Origin of the sequence: Micrococcus sp. TA1 (genome assembly GCF_014199555.1) — a bacterium.
Lineage (GTDB): Bacteria > Actinomycetota > Actinomycetes > Actinomycetales > Micrococcaceae > Citricoccus.
This window is the reverse complement of sequence record NZ_JACHNW010000001.1, coordinates 2,207,924-2,222,607: the sequence shown is the minus strand read 5'-3', so window position 1 is coordinate 2,222,607 and position 14,684 is coordinate 2,207,924. Positions and strand designations below refer to the sequence as shown.

General features: G+C 66.8%; 25 protein-coding genes. 24 read left to right on the top strand and 1 reads right to left on the bottom strand.

Going from position 1 to position 14,684, the window contains the following annotated elements; all coding sequences use genetic code 11:
- Positions 1–10 precede the first annotated feature (10 nt).
- From rpsS to rplQ, 24 genes are all read left to right on the top strand, one after another.
- Positions 11–292, top strand: coding sequence for a 30S ribosomal protein S19 (rpsS, locus tag GGQ69_RS09720; protein WP_010145315.1), 282 nt, complete (start codon positions 11–13; stop codon positions 290–292).
- A gap of 46 nt (positions 293–338) precedes the next feature.
- Complete coding sequence (rplV, locus tag GGQ69_RS09715; RefSeq protein WP_029139314.1) at positions 339–701, top strand: 50S ribosomal protein L22; 363 nt, start codon at positions 339–341, stop codon at positions 699–701.
- Between the two features lie 3 nt (positions 702–704).
- Positions 705–1,517, top strand: a complete 813-nt coding sequence (rpsC, locus tag GGQ69_RS09710; protein ID WP_183527544.1) for a 30S ribosomal protein S3 — start codon at positions 705–707, stop codon at positions 1,515–1,517.
- On the top strand, positions 1,517–1,933 hold the full coding sequence (rplP, locus tag GGQ69_RS09705) for a 50S ribosomal protein L16 (RefSeq protein ID WP_010145312.1): 417 nt from the start codon (positions 1,517–1,519) through the stop codon (positions 1,931–1,933). The genes rpsC and rplP overlap by 1 nt, the downstream gene beginning before the upstream one ends.
- 2 nt (positions 1,934–1,935) lie before the next feature.
- Entirely contained in the window at positions 1,936–2,256 is a 321-nt protein-coding gene (rpmC, locus tag GGQ69_RS09700; protein ID WP_029139313.1) for a 50S ribosomal protein L29, read from the top strand.
- Complete coding sequence (gene rpsQ, locus GGQ69_RS09695) at positions 2,253–2,555, top strand: 30S ribosomal protein S17 (RefSeq protein WP_010145310.1); 303 nt, start codon at positions 2,253–2,255, stop codon at positions 2,553–2,555. Before rpmC ends, rpsQ begins: the two co-directional genes overlap by 4 nt.
- A 334-nt stretch (positions 2,556–2,889) precedes the next feature.
- Positions 2,890–3,258 carry a 50S ribosomal protein L14 gene (gene rplN / locus GGQ69_RS09690; protein WP_010145309.1) on the top strand — a complete coding sequence of 123 codons (369 nt, stop codon included), beginning with the start codon at positions 2,890–2,892 and terminating at the stop codon, positions 3,256–3,258.
- Positions 3,259–3,263: 5 nt separating this feature from the next.
- On the top strand, positions 3,264–3,605 hold the full coding sequence (gene rplX / locus GGQ69_RS09685; protein ID WP_010145308.1) for a 50S ribosomal protein L24: 342 nt from the start codon (positions 3,264–3,266) through the stop codon (positions 3,603–3,605).
- On the top strand, positions 3,605–4,201 hold the full coding sequence (gene rplE / locus GGQ69_RS09680; RefSeq protein WP_010145307.1) for a 50S ribosomal protein L5: 597 nt from the start codon (positions 3,605–3,607) through the stop codon (positions 4,199–4,201). Before rplX ends, rplE begins: the two co-directional genes overlap by 1 nt.
- 71 nt (positions 4,202–4,272) lie before the next feature.
- On the top strand, positions 4,273–4,671 hold the full coding sequence (rpsH, locus tag GGQ69_RS09675; RefSeq protein WP_029139312.1) for a 30S ribosomal protein S8: 399 nt from the start codon (positions 4,273–4,275) through the stop codon (positions 4,669–4,671).
- Between the two features lie 28 nt (positions 4,672–4,699).
- Entirely contained in the window at positions 4,700–5,233 is a 534-nt protein-coding gene (gene rplF, locus GGQ69_RS09670) for a 50S ribosomal protein L6 (RefSeq protein WP_029139311.1), read from the top strand.
- The gene (rplR, locus tag GGQ69_RS09665; protein WP_183527542.1) at positions 5,233–5,607 is read left to right on the top strand and encodes a 50S ribosomal protein L18; all 375 of its coding nucleotides are present in this window, start codon (positions 5,233–5,235) and stop codon (positions 5,605–5,607) included. The genes rplF and rplR overlap by 1 nt, the downstream gene beginning before the upstream one ends.
- Positions 5,604–6,386, top strand: coding sequence for a 30S ribosomal protein S5 (gene rpsE / locus GGQ69_RS09660; protein ID WP_010145303.1), 783 nt, complete (start codon positions 5,604–5,606; stop codon positions 6,384–6,386). The genes rplR and rpsE overlap by 4 nt, the downstream gene beginning before the upstream one ends.
- Positions 6,379–6,618 carry a 50S ribosomal protein L30 gene (gene rpmD, locus GGQ69_RS09655; RefSeq protein ID WP_183527540.1) on the top strand — a complete coding sequence of 80 codons (240 nt, stop codon included), beginning with the start codon at positions 6,379–6,381 and terminating at the stop codon, positions 6,616–6,618. The genes rpsE and rpmD overlap by 8 nt, the downstream gene beginning before the upstream one ends.
- Positions 6,611–7,069: a 50S ribosomal protein L15 gene (rplO, locus tag GGQ69_RS09650; RefSeq protein WP_183527538.1), complete on the top strand. Its 459-nt coding sequence runs from the start codon at positions 6,611–6,613 to the stop codon at positions 7,067–7,069. The genes rpmD and rplO overlap by 8 nt, the downstream gene beginning before the upstream one ends.
- Positions 7,070–7,231: 162 nt before the next feature.
- On the top strand, positions 7,232–8,539 hold the full coding sequence (gene secY / locus GGQ69_RS09645) for a preprotein translocase subunit SecY (RefSeq protein WP_183527536.1): 1,308 nt from the start codon (positions 7,232–7,234) through the stop codon (positions 8,537–8,539).
- Positions 8,540–8,638: 99 nt separating this feature from the next.
- The gene (locus GGQ69_RS09640; RefSeq protein WP_183527534.1) at positions 8,639–9,268 is read left to right on the top strand and encodes an adenylate kinase; all 630 of its coding nucleotides are present in this window, start codon (positions 8,639–8,641) and stop codon (positions 9,266–9,268) included.
- Positions 9,269–9,278: 10 nt separating this feature from the next.
- Positions 9,279–10,121 carry a type I methionyl aminopeptidase gene (gene map / locus GGQ69_RS09635; protein ID WP_183527531.1) on the top strand — a complete coding sequence of 281 codons (843 nt, stop codon included), beginning with the start codon at positions 9,279–9,281 and terminating at the stop codon, positions 10,119–10,121.
- A gap of 190 nt (positions 10,122–10,311) precedes the next feature.
- Positions 10,312–10,533, top strand: coding sequence for a translation initiation factor IF-1 (gene infA / locus GGQ69_RS09630; protein WP_010080397.1), 222 nt, complete (start codon positions 10,312–10,314; stop codon positions 10,531–10,533).
- A gap of 49 nt (positions 10,534–10,582) precedes the next feature.
- Positions 10,583–10,696: a 50S ribosomal protein L36 gene (gene rpmJ, locus GGQ69_RS09625; RefSeq protein WP_010145295.1), complete on the top strand. Its 114-nt coding sequence runs from the start codon at positions 10,583–10,585 to the stop codon at positions 10,694–10,696.
- Between the two features lie 290 nt (positions 10,697–10,986).
- A complete protein-coding gene (gene rpsM, locus GGQ69_RS09620; RefSeq protein WP_010145294.1) occupies positions 10,987–11,355 on the top strand; it encodes a 30S ribosomal protein S13 in 369 nt (122 codons plus the stop codon).
- A gap of 104 nt (positions 11,356–11,459) precedes the next feature.
- Complete coding sequence (rpsK, locus tag GGQ69_RS09615) at positions 11,460–11,864, top strand: 30S ribosomal protein S11 (RefSeq protein ID WP_010145293.1); 405 nt, start codon at positions 11,460–11,462, stop codon at positions 11,862–11,864.
- Positions 11,865–12,025: 161 nt separating this feature from the next.
- A complete protein-coding gene (locus GGQ69_RS09610) occupies positions 12,026–13,027 on the top strand; it encodes a DNA-directed RNA polymerase subunit alpha (protein WP_010145292.1) in 1,002 nt (333 codons plus the stop codon).
- Between the two features lie 70 nt (positions 13,028–13,097).
- On the top strand, positions 13,098–13,688 hold the full coding sequence (gene rplQ, locus GGQ69_RS09605) for a 50S ribosomal protein L17 (RefSeq protein WP_183527529.1): 591 nt from the start codon (positions 13,098–13,100) through the stop codon (positions 13,686–13,688).
- Between the two features lie 161 nt (positions 13,689–13,849).
- Here rplQ and GGQ69_RS09600 read toward each other — a convergent pair whose 3' ends face one another.
- Positions 13,850–14,677 carry a CPBP family intramembrane glutamic endopeptidase gene (locus tag GGQ69_RS09600; protein ID WP_183527527.1) on the bottom strand — a complete coding sequence of 276 codons (828 nt, stop codon included), beginning with the start codon at positions 14,675–14,677 and terminating at the stop codon, positions 13,850–13,852.
- Positions 14,678–14,684: the final 7 nt, after the last annotated feature.

Genomic DNA, 14,684 nt, shown 5'->3' with positions numbered 1-14,684 from the left:
GCCTGGAGACATGCCACGCAGCCTGAAGAAGGGCCCCTTCGTTGATCAGCACCTCTACCTCAAGGTGGACGCTGAGAACGAAAAGGGCACCAAGAACGTCATCAAGACCTGGTCCCGCCGGTCCATGATCATCCCCGACATGCTCGGGCACACGATCGCGGTGCACGACGGACGCAAGCACATCCCGGTGTTCATCACCGAGTCGATGGTCGGGCACAAGCTCGGCGAGTTTGCCCCCACGCGGACTTTCCGCGGCCACGTGAAGGACGACCGGAAGGGCAAGCGCCGCTGACCGCGGTGATTGCTCCTCCGATAGAGAATTCGAAAGAAGGAAAGCAATGGAAGCCAAGGCAATTGCGCGCCACCTGCGTGTAACGCCGATGAAGGCCCGGCGCGTCGTCGACCTTGTCCGTGGCAAGCAGGCGAACGAAGCGCTGGCCATCCTGAAGTTCGCCCAGCAGGGCGCTTCGGAGCCGGTGTACAAGCTGGTCGCCTCCGCGGTGGCCAACGCACGGGTCAAGGCCGACCGTGAGGGCCTGGCGTTCAACGAGGACGCCCTGTTCATCACCGAGGCCTTCGTCGACGAAGGACCGACCATGAAGCGATTCCAGCCGCGTGCCCAGGGCCGCGCCGGACGCATCAACAAGCGCACCAGCCACGTGACCGTGGTCGTTGCCACCGAGGAAGAGGAGGGGAAGTAACCCATGGGTCAGAAGATCAACCCGAACGGATTCCGCCTCGGCATCACCACCGACCACGTCTCGCACTGGTTCGCCGACTCCAGCAAGGAGGGCCAGCGGTACAAGGACTTCCTCAAGGAAGACATCAAGATCCGCGAGCTGATGACCGACGGCATGGAGCGCGCCGGCATCTCGAAGGTGGAGATCGAGCGCACCCGTGACCGCGTGCGTGTGGACATCCACACCGCCCGTCCCGGCATCGTGATCGGTCGCCGCGGCGCCGAGGCCGACCGTATCCGCGGCGAGCTCGAGAAGCTCACCAAGAAGCAGATCCAGTTGAACATCCTCGAGGTCAAGAACCCCGAGGTCGACGCCCAGCTGGTCGCCCAGGGTGTGGCCGAGCAGCTCGCCTCGCGCGTGGCCTTCCGCCGCGCGATGAAGAAGGCCATCCAGTCCGCCACTCGCGCCGGTGCCAAGGGCATCCGGATCCAGTGCGCCGGTCGTCTGGGCGGGGCCGAGATGTCCCGCTCGGAGTTCTACCGCGAGGGTCGCGTGCCGCTGCACACCCTGCGGGCGAACATCGACTTCGGCAAGTTCGAAGCCAAGACCACCTTCGGCCGCATCGGCGTGAAGGTCTGGATCTACAAGGGCGACCTGACGGCCAAGGAACTGGCCGCCAAGGAAGCCGCAGCCCCGTCCGGCCGTGGCCGTGGTGGCGAGCGTCGTGGCCCGGGGGGTGGCGGTGACCGCCGTCGCCGTACCGACCGCGCCCCGCGCCAGGACGCCGGCCAGCAGACTGCGCCGCAGGGCGGCGCCGCTGAAGGAGGCAATGCCTGATGCTGATTCCCCGTCGAGTCAAGTACCGCAAGCAGCACCACCCCAAGCGCTCGGGTAACGCCAAGGGCGGCACCGCCGTCACCTTCGGCGAGTGGGGCATCCAGGCCCTGACCCCGGCCTACGTGACGAACCGGCAGATCGAGTCCGCCCGTATCGCCATGACCCGCTACATCAAGCGTGGCGGCAACGTGTGGATCAACATCTACCCGGACCGCCCGCTCACCAAGAAGCCTGCCGAGACCCGCATGGGTTCCGGTAAGGGTTCCCCCGAGTGGTGGGTCGCCAACATCAAGCCGGGCCGTGTGCTCTTCGAGCTGTCCGGCGTCAGCGAGGACGTGGCCCGTGAGGCGCTGCGCCTGGCAATGCACAAGCTGCCCCTGAAGGCACGTATCGTCCGCCGAGAGGGTGGTGAGTGATCATGGCTATCGGTTCGAAGGAACTGAACGTCGAGGCCCTGGACGGCCTGGACAACGCCCGTCTGGCCGAGGAGCTCAAGCGCTCCAAGGAGGAGCTGTTCAACCTCCGGTTCCAGTCGGCCACCGGCCAGCTGGACAACCACGGCCGTCTGAAGACCGTCAAGCGGGACATCGCCCGGATCTACACGATCCTGCGGGAGCGCGAGCTCGGGATCCGCGAGGACGTCGAGGCTCCGGCCGAGGACGTGGCGGCCGAGAAGACCGACAAGAAGGCCGCCCGCAAGGCTGCCAAGACCGAGAAGACCGAGGAGGAGGCCAAGTGACCGAGAACGCGAACACCGAGTCTGCGAACACCCAGACCGAGGCCAGCGCCCGCGGCTACCGCAAGTCCCTCCGTGGCGTCGTGGTCTCCGACAAGATGGACAAGACCATCGTCGTCGAGGTCCAGGACCTGAAGAAGCACGCGCTGTACGGCAAGGTCATGCGTACGTCGAAGAAGCTCAAGGCCCACGACGAGCAGAACACCGCCGGCGTCGGCGACGTCGTGCTGCTCGCCGAGACCCGCCCGCTCTCCGCCACCAAGCGGTGGCGGCTGGTCGAGGTCATCGAGCGCGCCAAGTAAGGCACGCTTCAGCCACGAGGGCCCCGGACTGCAATTAGCAGACCGGGGCCCTCGTGCGCTAGGATGACATGTCTGTGCGCCCTTGTTGGCGGGACTATCCACCCCGCGCGCCAAGGGTTTCGCAAAAAACCTCCCGACCAGCCGCCTCGGCCTTGCCCTGCGGACTGCGGGTCCTGGAACCACCGTTCCCCGTCTGAACCGGGGGAGCGGCACGGACAGGTCCGGCGGACCCGCCACCAGGGGCAGGGGTAAGCAGCCCGGGATGATCAAAATATCCGTTCCGCAAGGCTCGCCCGGCATCGGGGGAGAACCAGCGCGACGACAGGAGTAACTAGTGATTCAGCAGGAGTCGCGGCTCAAGGTCGCCGACAACACCGGTGCCAAGGAGATCTTGACCATCCGTGTTCTCGGTGGTTCCGGACGCCGCTACGCAGGCATCGGCGACACCATCGTCGCCACCGTCAAGGACGCCATCCCCGGCGGCAACGTCAAGAAGGGCGACGTCGTCAAGGCCGTCATCGTCCGGACCAAGAAGGAGCGCCGTCGTCCCGACGGTTCCTACATCAAGTTCGACGAGAACGCCGCCGTCATCCTCAAGACCGACGGCGAACCGCGCGGCACCCGCATCTTCGGCCCCGTGGGCCGCGAGCTGCGCGACAAGAAGTTCATGAAGATCGTGTCGCTGGCACCGGAGGTGATCTGACCACCATGGCAAAGATCAAGAAGGACGATCTCGTCCAGATCATCGCCGGCAAGGACAAGGGCAAGCAGGGCAAGGTCCTGCGGGTCTTCCCGTCCCGTGACCGCGTGCTCGTGGAGGGCGTGAACCGCGTCACCAAGCACCTGCGTGCCGGCCAGAACAACCAGGGTTCCACCGAAGGCGGCCTGCAGGTCGTCGAGGCCCCGGTCCACATCTCCAACGTGGCCGTCGTGGATCCCGAGACCAAGAAGCCGACCCGCGTGGGCTACCGCTTCGAGACCGTGGAGAAGAACGGCGAGACCAAGACCGTCAAGGTCCGGTTCGCCAAGTCCTCCGGAAAGGAGCTGTGATGACTGAGGTGCAGACTGCAGACACCACCGCTGCCCCGACGGTGACCCCGCGCCTGAAGACGAAGTACCGCGAGGAGATCAAGGCTGCCCTGCAGTCCGAGTTCCAGTACGGCAACGTCATGCAGGTCCCCGGCCTGGTCAAGGTCGTCGTGAACATGGGCGTCGGCGAGGCCGCGAAGGACTCGAAGATCATCGACGGCGCGATCCGCGACCTGACCCTGATCACCGGCCAGAAGCCGCAGGTCACCAAGGCCCGCAAGTCGATCGCCCAGTTCAAGCTGCGCGAGGGCATGCCGATCGGCACCCACGCCACGCTGCGCGGGGACCGCATGTGGGAGTTCCTGGACCGCCTGGTCACCTTCGCGCTGCCGCGTATCCGTGACTTCCGCGGCCTGAGCCCGAAGCAGTTCGACGGCAACGGCAACTACACCTTCGGCCTGTCTGAGCAGTCGGTCTTCCACGAGATCGACCAGGACAAGATCGACCGCGTGCGCGGCATGGACATCACCGTGGTGACCACCGCCAAGAACGACGACGAAGGGCGCGCGCTGCTCAAGGCGCTCGGCTTCCCGTTCCAGACGACCGACAAGAAGTAAGTATCTACGTCGCAGGTCCCCACCGGTGAACCGGGAAGGGAAACCGTGACGAGGAAGGGCACGAAGCCCACATGACCATGACAGATCCTGTCGCAGACATGCTCACGCGTCTGCGCAACGCCAACTCGGCCTACCACGACTCCGTCGAGATGCCGTCTTCCAAGCTGAAGATCCGCGTCGCCGACATCCTCAAGGCCGAGGGCTACATCGCCGACTACAAGGAAGAGGACGCCCAGGTGGGCAAGAAGCTCGTCATCGAGCTGAAGTTCGGTCCTCAGCGCGAGCGGGCCATCGCCGGCCTGCGCCGCATCTCCAAGCCCGGTCTGCGCGTGTACGCCAAGTCCACGAACCTCCCGCACGTGCTGGGCGGCCTGGGTATCGCCATCCTGTCCACCTCCTCCGGTCTGCTCACCGACCGTCAGGCAGCCAAGAAGGGCGTGGGTGGGGAAGTCCTCGCCTACGTCTGGTAAACGGCAGACGGAAGAAAGGTAGAACAGCATGTCACGTATTGGACGTCTTCCGATCACCGTGCCGTCCGGCGTCGATGTCACCATCGACGGTGCGACCGTGTCCGTCAAGGGCCCGAAGGGTGAACTGAGCCACCAGGTGGCCACCCCCATCGAGGTCTCCCTCGAGGAGGGCACCCTGACGGTGACCCGCCCGAACGACGAGCGCGAGTCCCGGTCCCTGCACGGACTGACCCGTACCCTCATCGACAACATGATCGTGGGGGTGACCAACGGCTACGAGAAGCAGCTGGAGGTCATCGGCACCGGTTACCGCGTGCTGGCCAAGGGCTCGGACCTCGAGTTCGCCCTCGGCTACTCGCACCCCGTTCCCGTCAAGGCCCCCGAAGGCATCGCCTTCAAGGTCGAGGGCAACAAGGTGACCGTGTCCGGCATCGACAAGCAGCGCGTCGGCGAGACCGCCGCGAACATCCGCAAGCTGCGCAAGCCCGACCCGTACAAGGGCAAGGGCGTGCGTTACGCCGGCGAGGTTATCCGCCGCAAGGCCGGAAAGGCAGGTAAGTAATGTCCACGCTGAAAGTGAAGGGCAAGGGCAAGTACGTCTCCCGTACCCGCCGCCACCTCCGCGTCCGCAAGCGGATCTCCGGCACCGCCGTGCGTCCGCGCCTGGTCGTCAACCGCTCCGCACGGCACATGTTCGTGCAGGTCGTGGACGACACCCGCGGTGTGACCCTGGCCTCCGCCTCCACCATGGAGGCCGACGTGCGCGCCCTCGAGGGCGACAAGTCCGCCAAGGCCAAGCGGGTCGGCGAGCTCGTTGCCGAGCGCGCCAAGGCTGCCGGCATTGAGGCCGTCGTGTTCGACCGCGGCGGCAACAAGTACCACGGCCGCGTGGCCGCCGTCGCCGACGGCGCCCGGGAAGGTGGGCTGCAGCTGTGAGCGAGACCAACAACGAGAAGGGCACTCAGGTGACCGAAAGCACTGAGAACACTGCCGCCGGCACCGTCTCGGAGACCTCTGCCGGTTCGGCGAGCCAGTCGACCGAGGCCGGCCGCGGCGGTCGCGGTTCCGACCGCAACGACCGCGGTGGTCGCGGTGGCAACGACCGTGGTGGTCGTGGCGGCCGTGGTGGTCGTGACGACCGCGGCGGCCGCGGTGGGCGCGACGACGACCGGGACAAGTTCCTCGAGCGCGTCGTGAACATCAACCGCGTCTCCAAGGTCGTCAAGGGCGGCCGCCGGTTCTCCTTCACCGCCCTGGTGGTCGTCGGTGACGGCGACGGCATGGTCGGCGTCGGCTACGGCAAGGCCAAGGAAGTTCCCGCGGCCATCTCCAAGGGCGTGGAAGAGGCCAAGAAGAACTTCTTCCGCGTCCCGCGCGTCGGGTCCACCATCCCGCACCTGGTGCAGGGTGAGGACGCCGCCGGCGTCGTGCTGCTGCGTCCGGCCTCCCCGGGTACCGGCGTGATCGCCGGTGGTCCGGTGCGCGCCGTGCTGGAGTGCGCCGGTGTCCACGACGTGCTGTCCAAGTCGATGGGTTCCTCGAACGTGATCAACATCGTGCGCGGTACCGTCGACGCCCTGAAGAGGCTTGAGGAGCCCCAGGCCGTGGCTGCCCGTCGTGGCAAGTCGCTGGACGAGGTCGCTCCCCACGCCATGCTCCGCACCATGGAGCAGGATCGTGCGAAGAAGAAGGCAGGTGTGGCGGCGAATGGCTGATAACACCAACAACGGAAGCACCCGTAAGAACGTGGTGGTCAGCGACGCGACGCTCGCGATCACCCAGGTGAAGTCCGTCATCGGCGGAAAGCAGAACCAGCGGGACACCCTGCGGTCCCTGGGCCTGAAGCGGATCGGCCACACGGTCACCCGCAAGGCCGACCAGGTCACCGTGGGCATGGTCAACACCGTGCCGCACCTGGTGACGGTTGAGGAGGTCAACAATGCCTGACGAGATCCAGAACGCCATCAAGGTCCACGACCTGCGGCCGGCCCCCGGCGCCAAGACCGCCAAGACCCGTGTGGGTCGTGGTGAGGCGTCCAAGGGCAAGACCGCCGGTCGCGGTACCAAGGGCACCAAGGCGCGCTACCAGGTGAAGGCCGGCTTCGAAGGCGGCCAGCTGCCGCTGCAGATGCGCCTGCCGAAGCTGCGCGGCTTCAAGAACCCGTTCAAGGTCGAGTTCCAGGTCGTGAACCTGGACAAGCTGTCGGAGCACTTCCCGGCCGGCGGTGACGTGACCGTGGACGACCTGGTCGCCAAGGGCCTGGTCCGCAAGAACCAGCCGGTGAAGGTCCTCGGGACCGGCGAGATCACCGTGGCCGTGAACGTGAAGGCCAACGCCTTCTCCTCGTCCGCGACCGAGAAGATCTCTGCTGCCGGCGGGTCCACCGAGACCCTCTGACCAGTCCTGATCAGTACTGAGGACGGCCCCCGGGCCGCCGTCGCCACCGTGCATTCGGTGGGGACTGCGGCACGGGGGCCGTCCTGCTTCCGATAGACTCGCCCAGTGGTCCGTGCCGCTTCCCGGCACCACCACGCCACCACCCCACCTCCAGGAGGACGCTTGTTCAGCGCGATTGCCCGGGTTTTCCGGACGCCCGACCTGCGGCGAAAGATCTGGTTCACCCTCGGGATCATCGTCATCTACCGGCTGGGCGCCTTCGTCCCCGCACCCGGGGTGGACTACGGCGCCGTCCAGGTGTGCCTGGCCCAGGGCAACACCTCCGGTGGGCTGTACTCGTTCGTGAACATGTTCTCCGGCGGCGCCATGCTGCAGGTCTCCATCTTCGCGCTGGGCATCATGCCGTACATCACCGCGGCGATCATCGTGCAGTTGCTGCGCGTGGTCATCCCGCGCTTCGAGGAGCTGCAGAAGGAGGGTGCGCAGGGCCAGTCCAAGCTGACCCAGTACACCCGGTACCTGACCATCGCCCTCGGCCTGCTCAACGCCACCACGATCGCCTCGCTGGCCCGCACGGGAGCGCTGCTCGGCTGCAACCTGCCGATCGTCCCGGCCGACAACCTGTGGACCGTGCTGCTGCTGATCGTCACCCTGACCACCGGCACGATCGTCATCATGTGGCTGGGCGAGCTGATCACCGAGAAGGGTGTCGGCAACGGCATGTCCCTGCTGATCTTCCTGTCCATCGCCGCCGGCTTCCCGGCCGGCCTGGGCCAGATCTGGACCACCCAGGGCTGGCGGGTCTTCGGCATCGTGCTGGTGGTCGGACTGCTGACCATCATGGCCGTGGTGTTCGTGGAGGAGTCCCAGCGCCGGATCCCGGTGCAGTACGCCAAGCGCCAGATCGGCCGGCGCACCGTGGGCGGCACCACCACCTACATCCCGATCAAGGTGAACATGGCCGGTGTCATCCCCGTCATCTTCGCGTCCTCGATCATGATGCTCCCGGGCATCCTCATCCAGTTCAACACCCCGCAGGACGGCTCCCCGCCGCCGCAGTGGGTCATCTTCCTCTCCGAGTACTTCGGCACCGGGTCCCACCCGGTCTACATGACGCTGTTCTTCCTGCTCACCATCGGGTTCACGTACTTCTACGTGACGATCACGTTCAACCCGGTGGAGATCAGCGACAACATGAAGAAATACGGCGGCTTCATCCCCGGTGTCCGCGCCGGCCGGCCGACCGAGCGGTACCTCGAGTACGTCATCAGCCGCATCACCTTCCCGGGCGCCCTCTACCTGGGCGTGCTGGCGATGATCCCCATGATCGCGTTCGTGCTGATCAACGCGGACCAGAACTTCCCGTTCGGGGGGATCTCCATCCTCATCATGGTGGGCGTGGCCCTGCAGACCATCAAGCAGATCAATGCACAGATGGAGCAACACAACTACGAGGGGCTGCTGCGCTAGCAGGTAGCATTCCCCGTGACCCCATCCGTCCTTCCCTGAAGGAAACTGAGCCGCGATCCGTCCGGATCCGATCCTCCGTATCGACAGTAAGGAACCACCATGACCCGAATGCTGATCATGGGCCCTCCCGGGTCCGGCAAGGGCACGCAGGCCGCCCGTATCGCGGACAAGCTCGGCATCGTGGCCATCTCCACGGGCGACATCTTCCGGTACAACGTCAAGGAGATGACGGACCTCGGCAAGGAGGCCAAGGTCTTCATCGACAACGGTGACTTCGTCCCGGACGACGTCACGAACCGCATGGTGGCGGACCGCCTGACGCACTCGGACGCCGAGCGCGGCTTCCTGCTCGACGGCTACCCCCGCACCGCGGGCCAGGTCAAGGCGCTGGACGCGATGCTGGCCGAGTCCGGCCAGGAGCTCGCGGTGGTCGTGGAGCTGACCGTCCCGGACGAGGAGCTCGTCACCCGCCTGCTGCACCGCGCGGAGGTCGAGGGCCGCGCCGACGACACCGCAGAGGTCATCCAGCACCGCCTGGACCTGTACCACGAGGAGACCGCCGCCGTGATCGAGTCCTACGCGGACCGCGGCATCGTCACCCGCGTGGACGGCACCGGCCAGATCGACGACGTCACCGAGCGCCTGCTGCAGGCCGTGTACTCTGTGCGTGAGCGCACCGGCAGCATCCCGGCCGTGTCCACGGTCGACGCCGGCGACGCTGAGTCCTGAGCGCCCACCCATGCTGAACCGCCGCCAGGTCGAGCTGAAGACCGTCCCGCAGATGCAGACCATGCACCGCGCGGGACTGGTCCTGCACCGGGCCCTGGACGCCGCCGTCGCCGCCGCGGTCCCCGGGACGACCACGGCCGCCGTCGACGCCGTCTTCGCCGGGGTCCTGGCGGAGGCCGGCGCGACGCCGAACTTCCTGGGATATTACGGCTATCCGGCCACCATCTGCGCCTCGGTGAACGAGGAGGTGGTGCACGGGATCCCGGGCGACCGGGTGCTGCAGGCCGGGGACGTGCTGAAGATCGACGGCGGCTGCATCATCGACGGCTGGCACTCGGACTCCGCGCGCACGGTCATCCTGGGCAGCTCGGCGGCCGGGACCGCCGATCCCGAGGACGAGCGCCTCTCCGAGATCACCCGCCAGGCGCTGTGGGTGGGCATCGCGGCCCTTGCCACGGCCAAGTACGTGGGGGACATCGGGGACGCGATCGACGACTTCGTGAGCTCGCAGCCGGGCGCCCCGCTGGGCATCCTGCAGGACTACGTGGGCCACGGCATCGGCACCGCCATGCACCAGGCCCCGGACGTGCTCAACTACCGCTCGAAGCACCGCGGGCCGAAGGTCAAGCCGGGCCTGTGCCTGGCGATCGAGCCCATGCTGGTGCGCGGTTCGCTCGAGACGGACGTGCTGGAGGACGACTGGACCGTCGTCACCCGGGACGGCGCCCGGGCCAGCCAGTGGGAGCACTCGGTGGCGCGCCACCGCGGCGGCATCTGGGTCCTCACCGAGCCCGACGGCGGCGCGGCCGGCCTGGCCGCGCACGGCGTGGTTCCGGTGCCCCTCGGCGAGTGACCGGTAGATTCCTCCCCGTGGCCTGCTGATTTCCCTTCCTCCACCAAAGCCAGTACCATAGATTGCTGGTTGTCTCTACGGTGCGTGTCCACGCCCCGATCGGGCAATTGGAAACATCCCCGTCCGTCCTCCCGCCGCCGTGGCCCCGTGTCACCGGTTGCGGGGAGCGGGCACAACGTAAGTGGAGGACATGGCTAAGAAGGAAGGTGTCATCGAGGTCGAGGGCACGGTCAGCGAGGCATTGCCGAATGCGATGTTCCGCGTCCGCCTGCAGAACGAGCACGTCGTTCTGGCCACGATCTCGGGAAAGATGCGTCAGCACTACATCCGGATCCTCCCTGAGGACCGGGTCGTCGTTGAGCTTAGCCCCTACGACCTCAACCGGGGTCGAATCGTGTACCGCTACAAGTAAACCCACCCACACAACTGCTAACTAAACAGCTAGCGCTGGAGGAGGAACCATGAAGGTTCAGCCGAGCGTGAAGCGGATCTGCGACAAGTGCCAGGTCGTGCGCCGTAAGGGCCGCGTTCTGGTGATCTGCGAGAACCCACGCCACAAGCAGCGCCAGGGCTGACCTCGTCTCACGACGGGATCGTCCACGCGCAGCACCGGTCCTGACGGACCTGGTCCATTCCGGACCGAACAGCAGCACAGCCGGCGTCATCCACGGATGACCACGGCAACCCCTGGACGCAGAGGCCGGGGACCCGAACCGCGTGAGACGCCGGTCGGCGGAATGAGAACCCGGAACTTCGCCGGGACCGCCGTACAGGGCACCGCAGGGAATCCACGTCACGGTGATTCCCGGGGGAGGGGACGTGCTGGTGCAGACCTTTGCTTCAGAAGAACGAGGAGGACGGCCATATGGCACGTCTAGCAGGCGTCGACATCCCGCGCGAGAAGCGCATCGTCATCGCTCTCACGTACATCTTCGGTGTGGGCCAGACCCGCGCCGAGCAGACCCTGGCAGCGACCGGGGTCGACCCGAACACCCGCGTGAAGGATCTCAGCGACGAACAGCTGGTGGCTCTGCGCGATTACATCGAGGCCAACTTCAAGGTCGAGGGCGACCTGCGGCGCGAGGTCGCCGCGGACATCCGCCGCAAGGTGGAGATCGGCTCCTACGAGGGGCTGCGCCACCGTCGTGGACTGCCCGTCCGCGGTCAGCGCACCAAGACCAACGCCCGTACCCGCAAGGGTCCGAAGAAGACCGTCGCCGGCAAGAAGAAGTAACGCTTCCCGGCTCTATCGCCTCGATCCGGGCCTGGCTGGCTGCACGGTTGTGCCGCACAGCGAGTCCGGGTCCCGCCCAGATCCAGCTTTCGTAGGAGACACACATGCCCCCCAAGACACGTGCTGCGGGTGTCCGCAAGCCTCGTCGCAAGGACAAGAAGAACATCACCGTGGGCCAGGCCCACATCAAGAGCACCTTCAACAACACCATCGTGTCCATCACGGACACCACCGGTGCTGTCATCTCGTGGGCCTCGGCCGGCGAGGTGGGCTTCAAGGGTTCGCGCAAGTCCACCCCTTACGCCGCCCAGATGGCCGCTGAGAAGGCCGCCAAGGCCGCTCAGGAGCACGGGCTGCGCAAGGTGGACGTGTTCGTGAAGGGTCCCGGCTCCGGCCGCGAGACCGCGATCCGTTCGCTGCAGGCCGCCGGGCTCGAGGTGGGCTCCATCTCGGACGTCACCCCCTCCGCCCACAACGGTTGCCGTCCGGCCAAGCGCCGCCGCGTCTGACCCCCGTGCCGAGCGCACGCCCCGGGCGTGCGGTCCTCACTCGAGTTCTCTCGTGAGGGCCGCCCGTCGCGGGGCGTGCGCGCCGGTGCTTCCAGCCCACCCCATTCGTTTCCACCCATCGTGTGCGTCATATGGCGGACGCTCGCCGAAAGGAAATGTCAGTGCTCATTGCACAGCGCCCCACGCTGACTGAAGAAGTCGTATCCGACAACCGCTCCCGATTCGTCATCGAGCCCCTGGAGCCGGGTTTCGGCTACACCCTCGGCAACTCCCTTCGCCGGACCCTGCTGTCCTCCATCCCGGGCGCTGCTGTCACCAGCATCCGCGTGGATGGCGTGCTGCACGAGTTCAGCACCGTCGCCGGTGTGAAGGAAGACGTCACCGAGGTCATCCTGAACATCAAGAAGCTGTCGGTCTCCTCCGAGCACGATGAGCCCGTCGTGGCGTACCTGCGCAAGCAGGGCCCCGGCGTCGTCACCGCCGCGGACATCACGTCCCCGGCCGGCGTCGAGGTCCACAACCCGGACCTGCACATCGCCACGCTGAACGGCAAGGGCAAGTTCGACATGGAGCTCATCGTCGAGCGTGGCCGTGGTTACGTCACCGCCGCCCAGAACAAGAGCGCGGATGCCGAGATCGGCCGGATTCCGGTCGACTCCATCTACTCTCCGGTCCTGAAGGTCACCTTCAAGGTCGAGGCCACCCGTGTGGAGCAGCGCACCGACTTCGACAGCCTGATCCTCGACGTCGAGACCAAGGAGTCCATGCTTCCGCGTGACGCCGTGGCCTCGGCCGGCACCACCCTGGTGGAGCTGTTCGGGCTGGCTCGCGAGCTGAACGTCGATGCCGAGGGCATCGAGATCGGCCCGAACCCGACGGAGACCGACATCACCACCGATCTGGCCCTGCCGATCGAGGAGCTGGAGATGACCGTGCGCTCGTACAACTGCCTGAAGCGCGAGGGCATCCACACCGTCGGCGAGCTGGTCGCTCGCTCCGAGGCCGACCTGATGGACATCCGGAACTTCGGTGCCAAGTCCATCGACGAAGTCAAGGAAAAGCTGACCGAACTGGGTCTGTCCCTGAAGGACTCCCCGGCTGGCTACGACCCCTCGCTGCACTCCCAGGAGTCGGACGAGGAGTCCTACGGCGCCGAGTACTGAGCCGCCGTACCACCACCCATAGCGTCCTGATGGCCGGCAGCCGTCAGGGTCCATCTGAGGAGAATCACCAATGCCTACCCCCACCAAGGGACCGCGCCTGGGCGGCGGCCCTGCCCACGAGCGGATCATGCTGGCCAACCTCTCGGCCAACCTGTTCGAGCACAAGAAGATCACCACGACGGTGACCAAGGCCAAGCGCCTGCGTCCCTTCGCCGAGCGCCTGATCACCTTCGCCAAGAAGGGTGACCTCGCGTCCCGCCGCAAGGTCCAGGGCATCATCTCGGCGAAGAACCGCACGAACAAGACGATCGTGCACGAGCTCTTCACCGTGATCGCACCGGCCATGGCCAACCGCGAGGGTGGTTACACCCGCATCACCAAGATCGGCAACCGTCACGGTGACAACGCCCCCATGGCCGTCATCGAGCTCGTCATGGAGCCGGTGTCCCCGAAGCAGGCCGTGGTCCAGGAGGCCGAGAAGGCCACCGAGACCGCCGCTCCGGCTGCCCCGGCCGCCGAGACCGAGGCCACCGAGGCTCCGGTCAACGAGGCCGAGACCGCTGAGGCTCCGGCCGCTGAGGCCGATACCCCGGCCGCTGCCGAGACCGAGTCCGCCGACTCCACCGAGGCTCCGGCCGAGGAGAAGTCCGAGGACAAGTGATCCTCACCCGCCGTCCGTGACAGCCCGGCTGTTCGCGACTGCGTCGTTCCGACCCGCTTTCCCCACGTACGTGGGGGAGGCGGGTCGTTGCGTTGGGGGTGAAGGCGGGGGCGGGCCAGGGCCGCGTGGGGGCGGCGGTGCGTGGGCGGGCGACGGGTGGGTCAGACCAGCCCTGAGGCCAGTACGAAGATGGCCCCGCCGTGGGCGACCGTCGACCCGAGGACACCGTGCCGCAACGCCACGATGGCGCAGACGAGTCCTTCGAAGAGCGTGAACGCGACCAGCGGCCAGCCGATATCGGTCACGGTGTAGGCCAGGAACAGGTGTCCGGCTGCGAAGATCAGGCCCGACAGCAGGGCGGCCCTCCAGCGGCCGCTCCGGCCTGGACTCTCGTCCTCCAGGTGCGCCTGGAGGAAGCCGCGGAACAGCACCTCCTCGAGGAGGTTGCCGCACAGGGCGAACACCGCGAGCACGATCAGTAACCCCGCGGGGACGGCGCCGCCGCGGTCCTCGACGGGGATCACCGGCATTCCGCCCGACAACGCCGGGAACCACGCGCCGATCGTGCCGTACAGCCACAGGAACGGCAGCACGATGAGGGCCATGCCCAGCACGCCGGCCAGGACCGAGGTCCACCAGCGGTGTCCGGTCCACAGGACGGTCCAGCGCTGTTCCCGGCACGCCAGCACGGCGCCGGCCGCCAACACGAGCGAGGCGACCGCCAGCACGAGCAGCGCGATCGGATCGTCGGTGAACCGCAACCAGAGCCGCGGTATCTCGAACGGGGCGGCCTCCGCGGCGGAACCGGCGTCCGTCGTGCCGAACTCCCAGAGCCCGTGGGAGGTCATCGCGTCCCGGGCGAAGATGAATCCCAGGATCAGCACCAGGACCCGTACACCGTGGGCCTGACGGGGGAGGAGCATCACGACGACAGACACCAGGATGATGCCCGGCGTGACGGTCAGCAGGTAGGACATCCACGGTTCCATGCCTGTC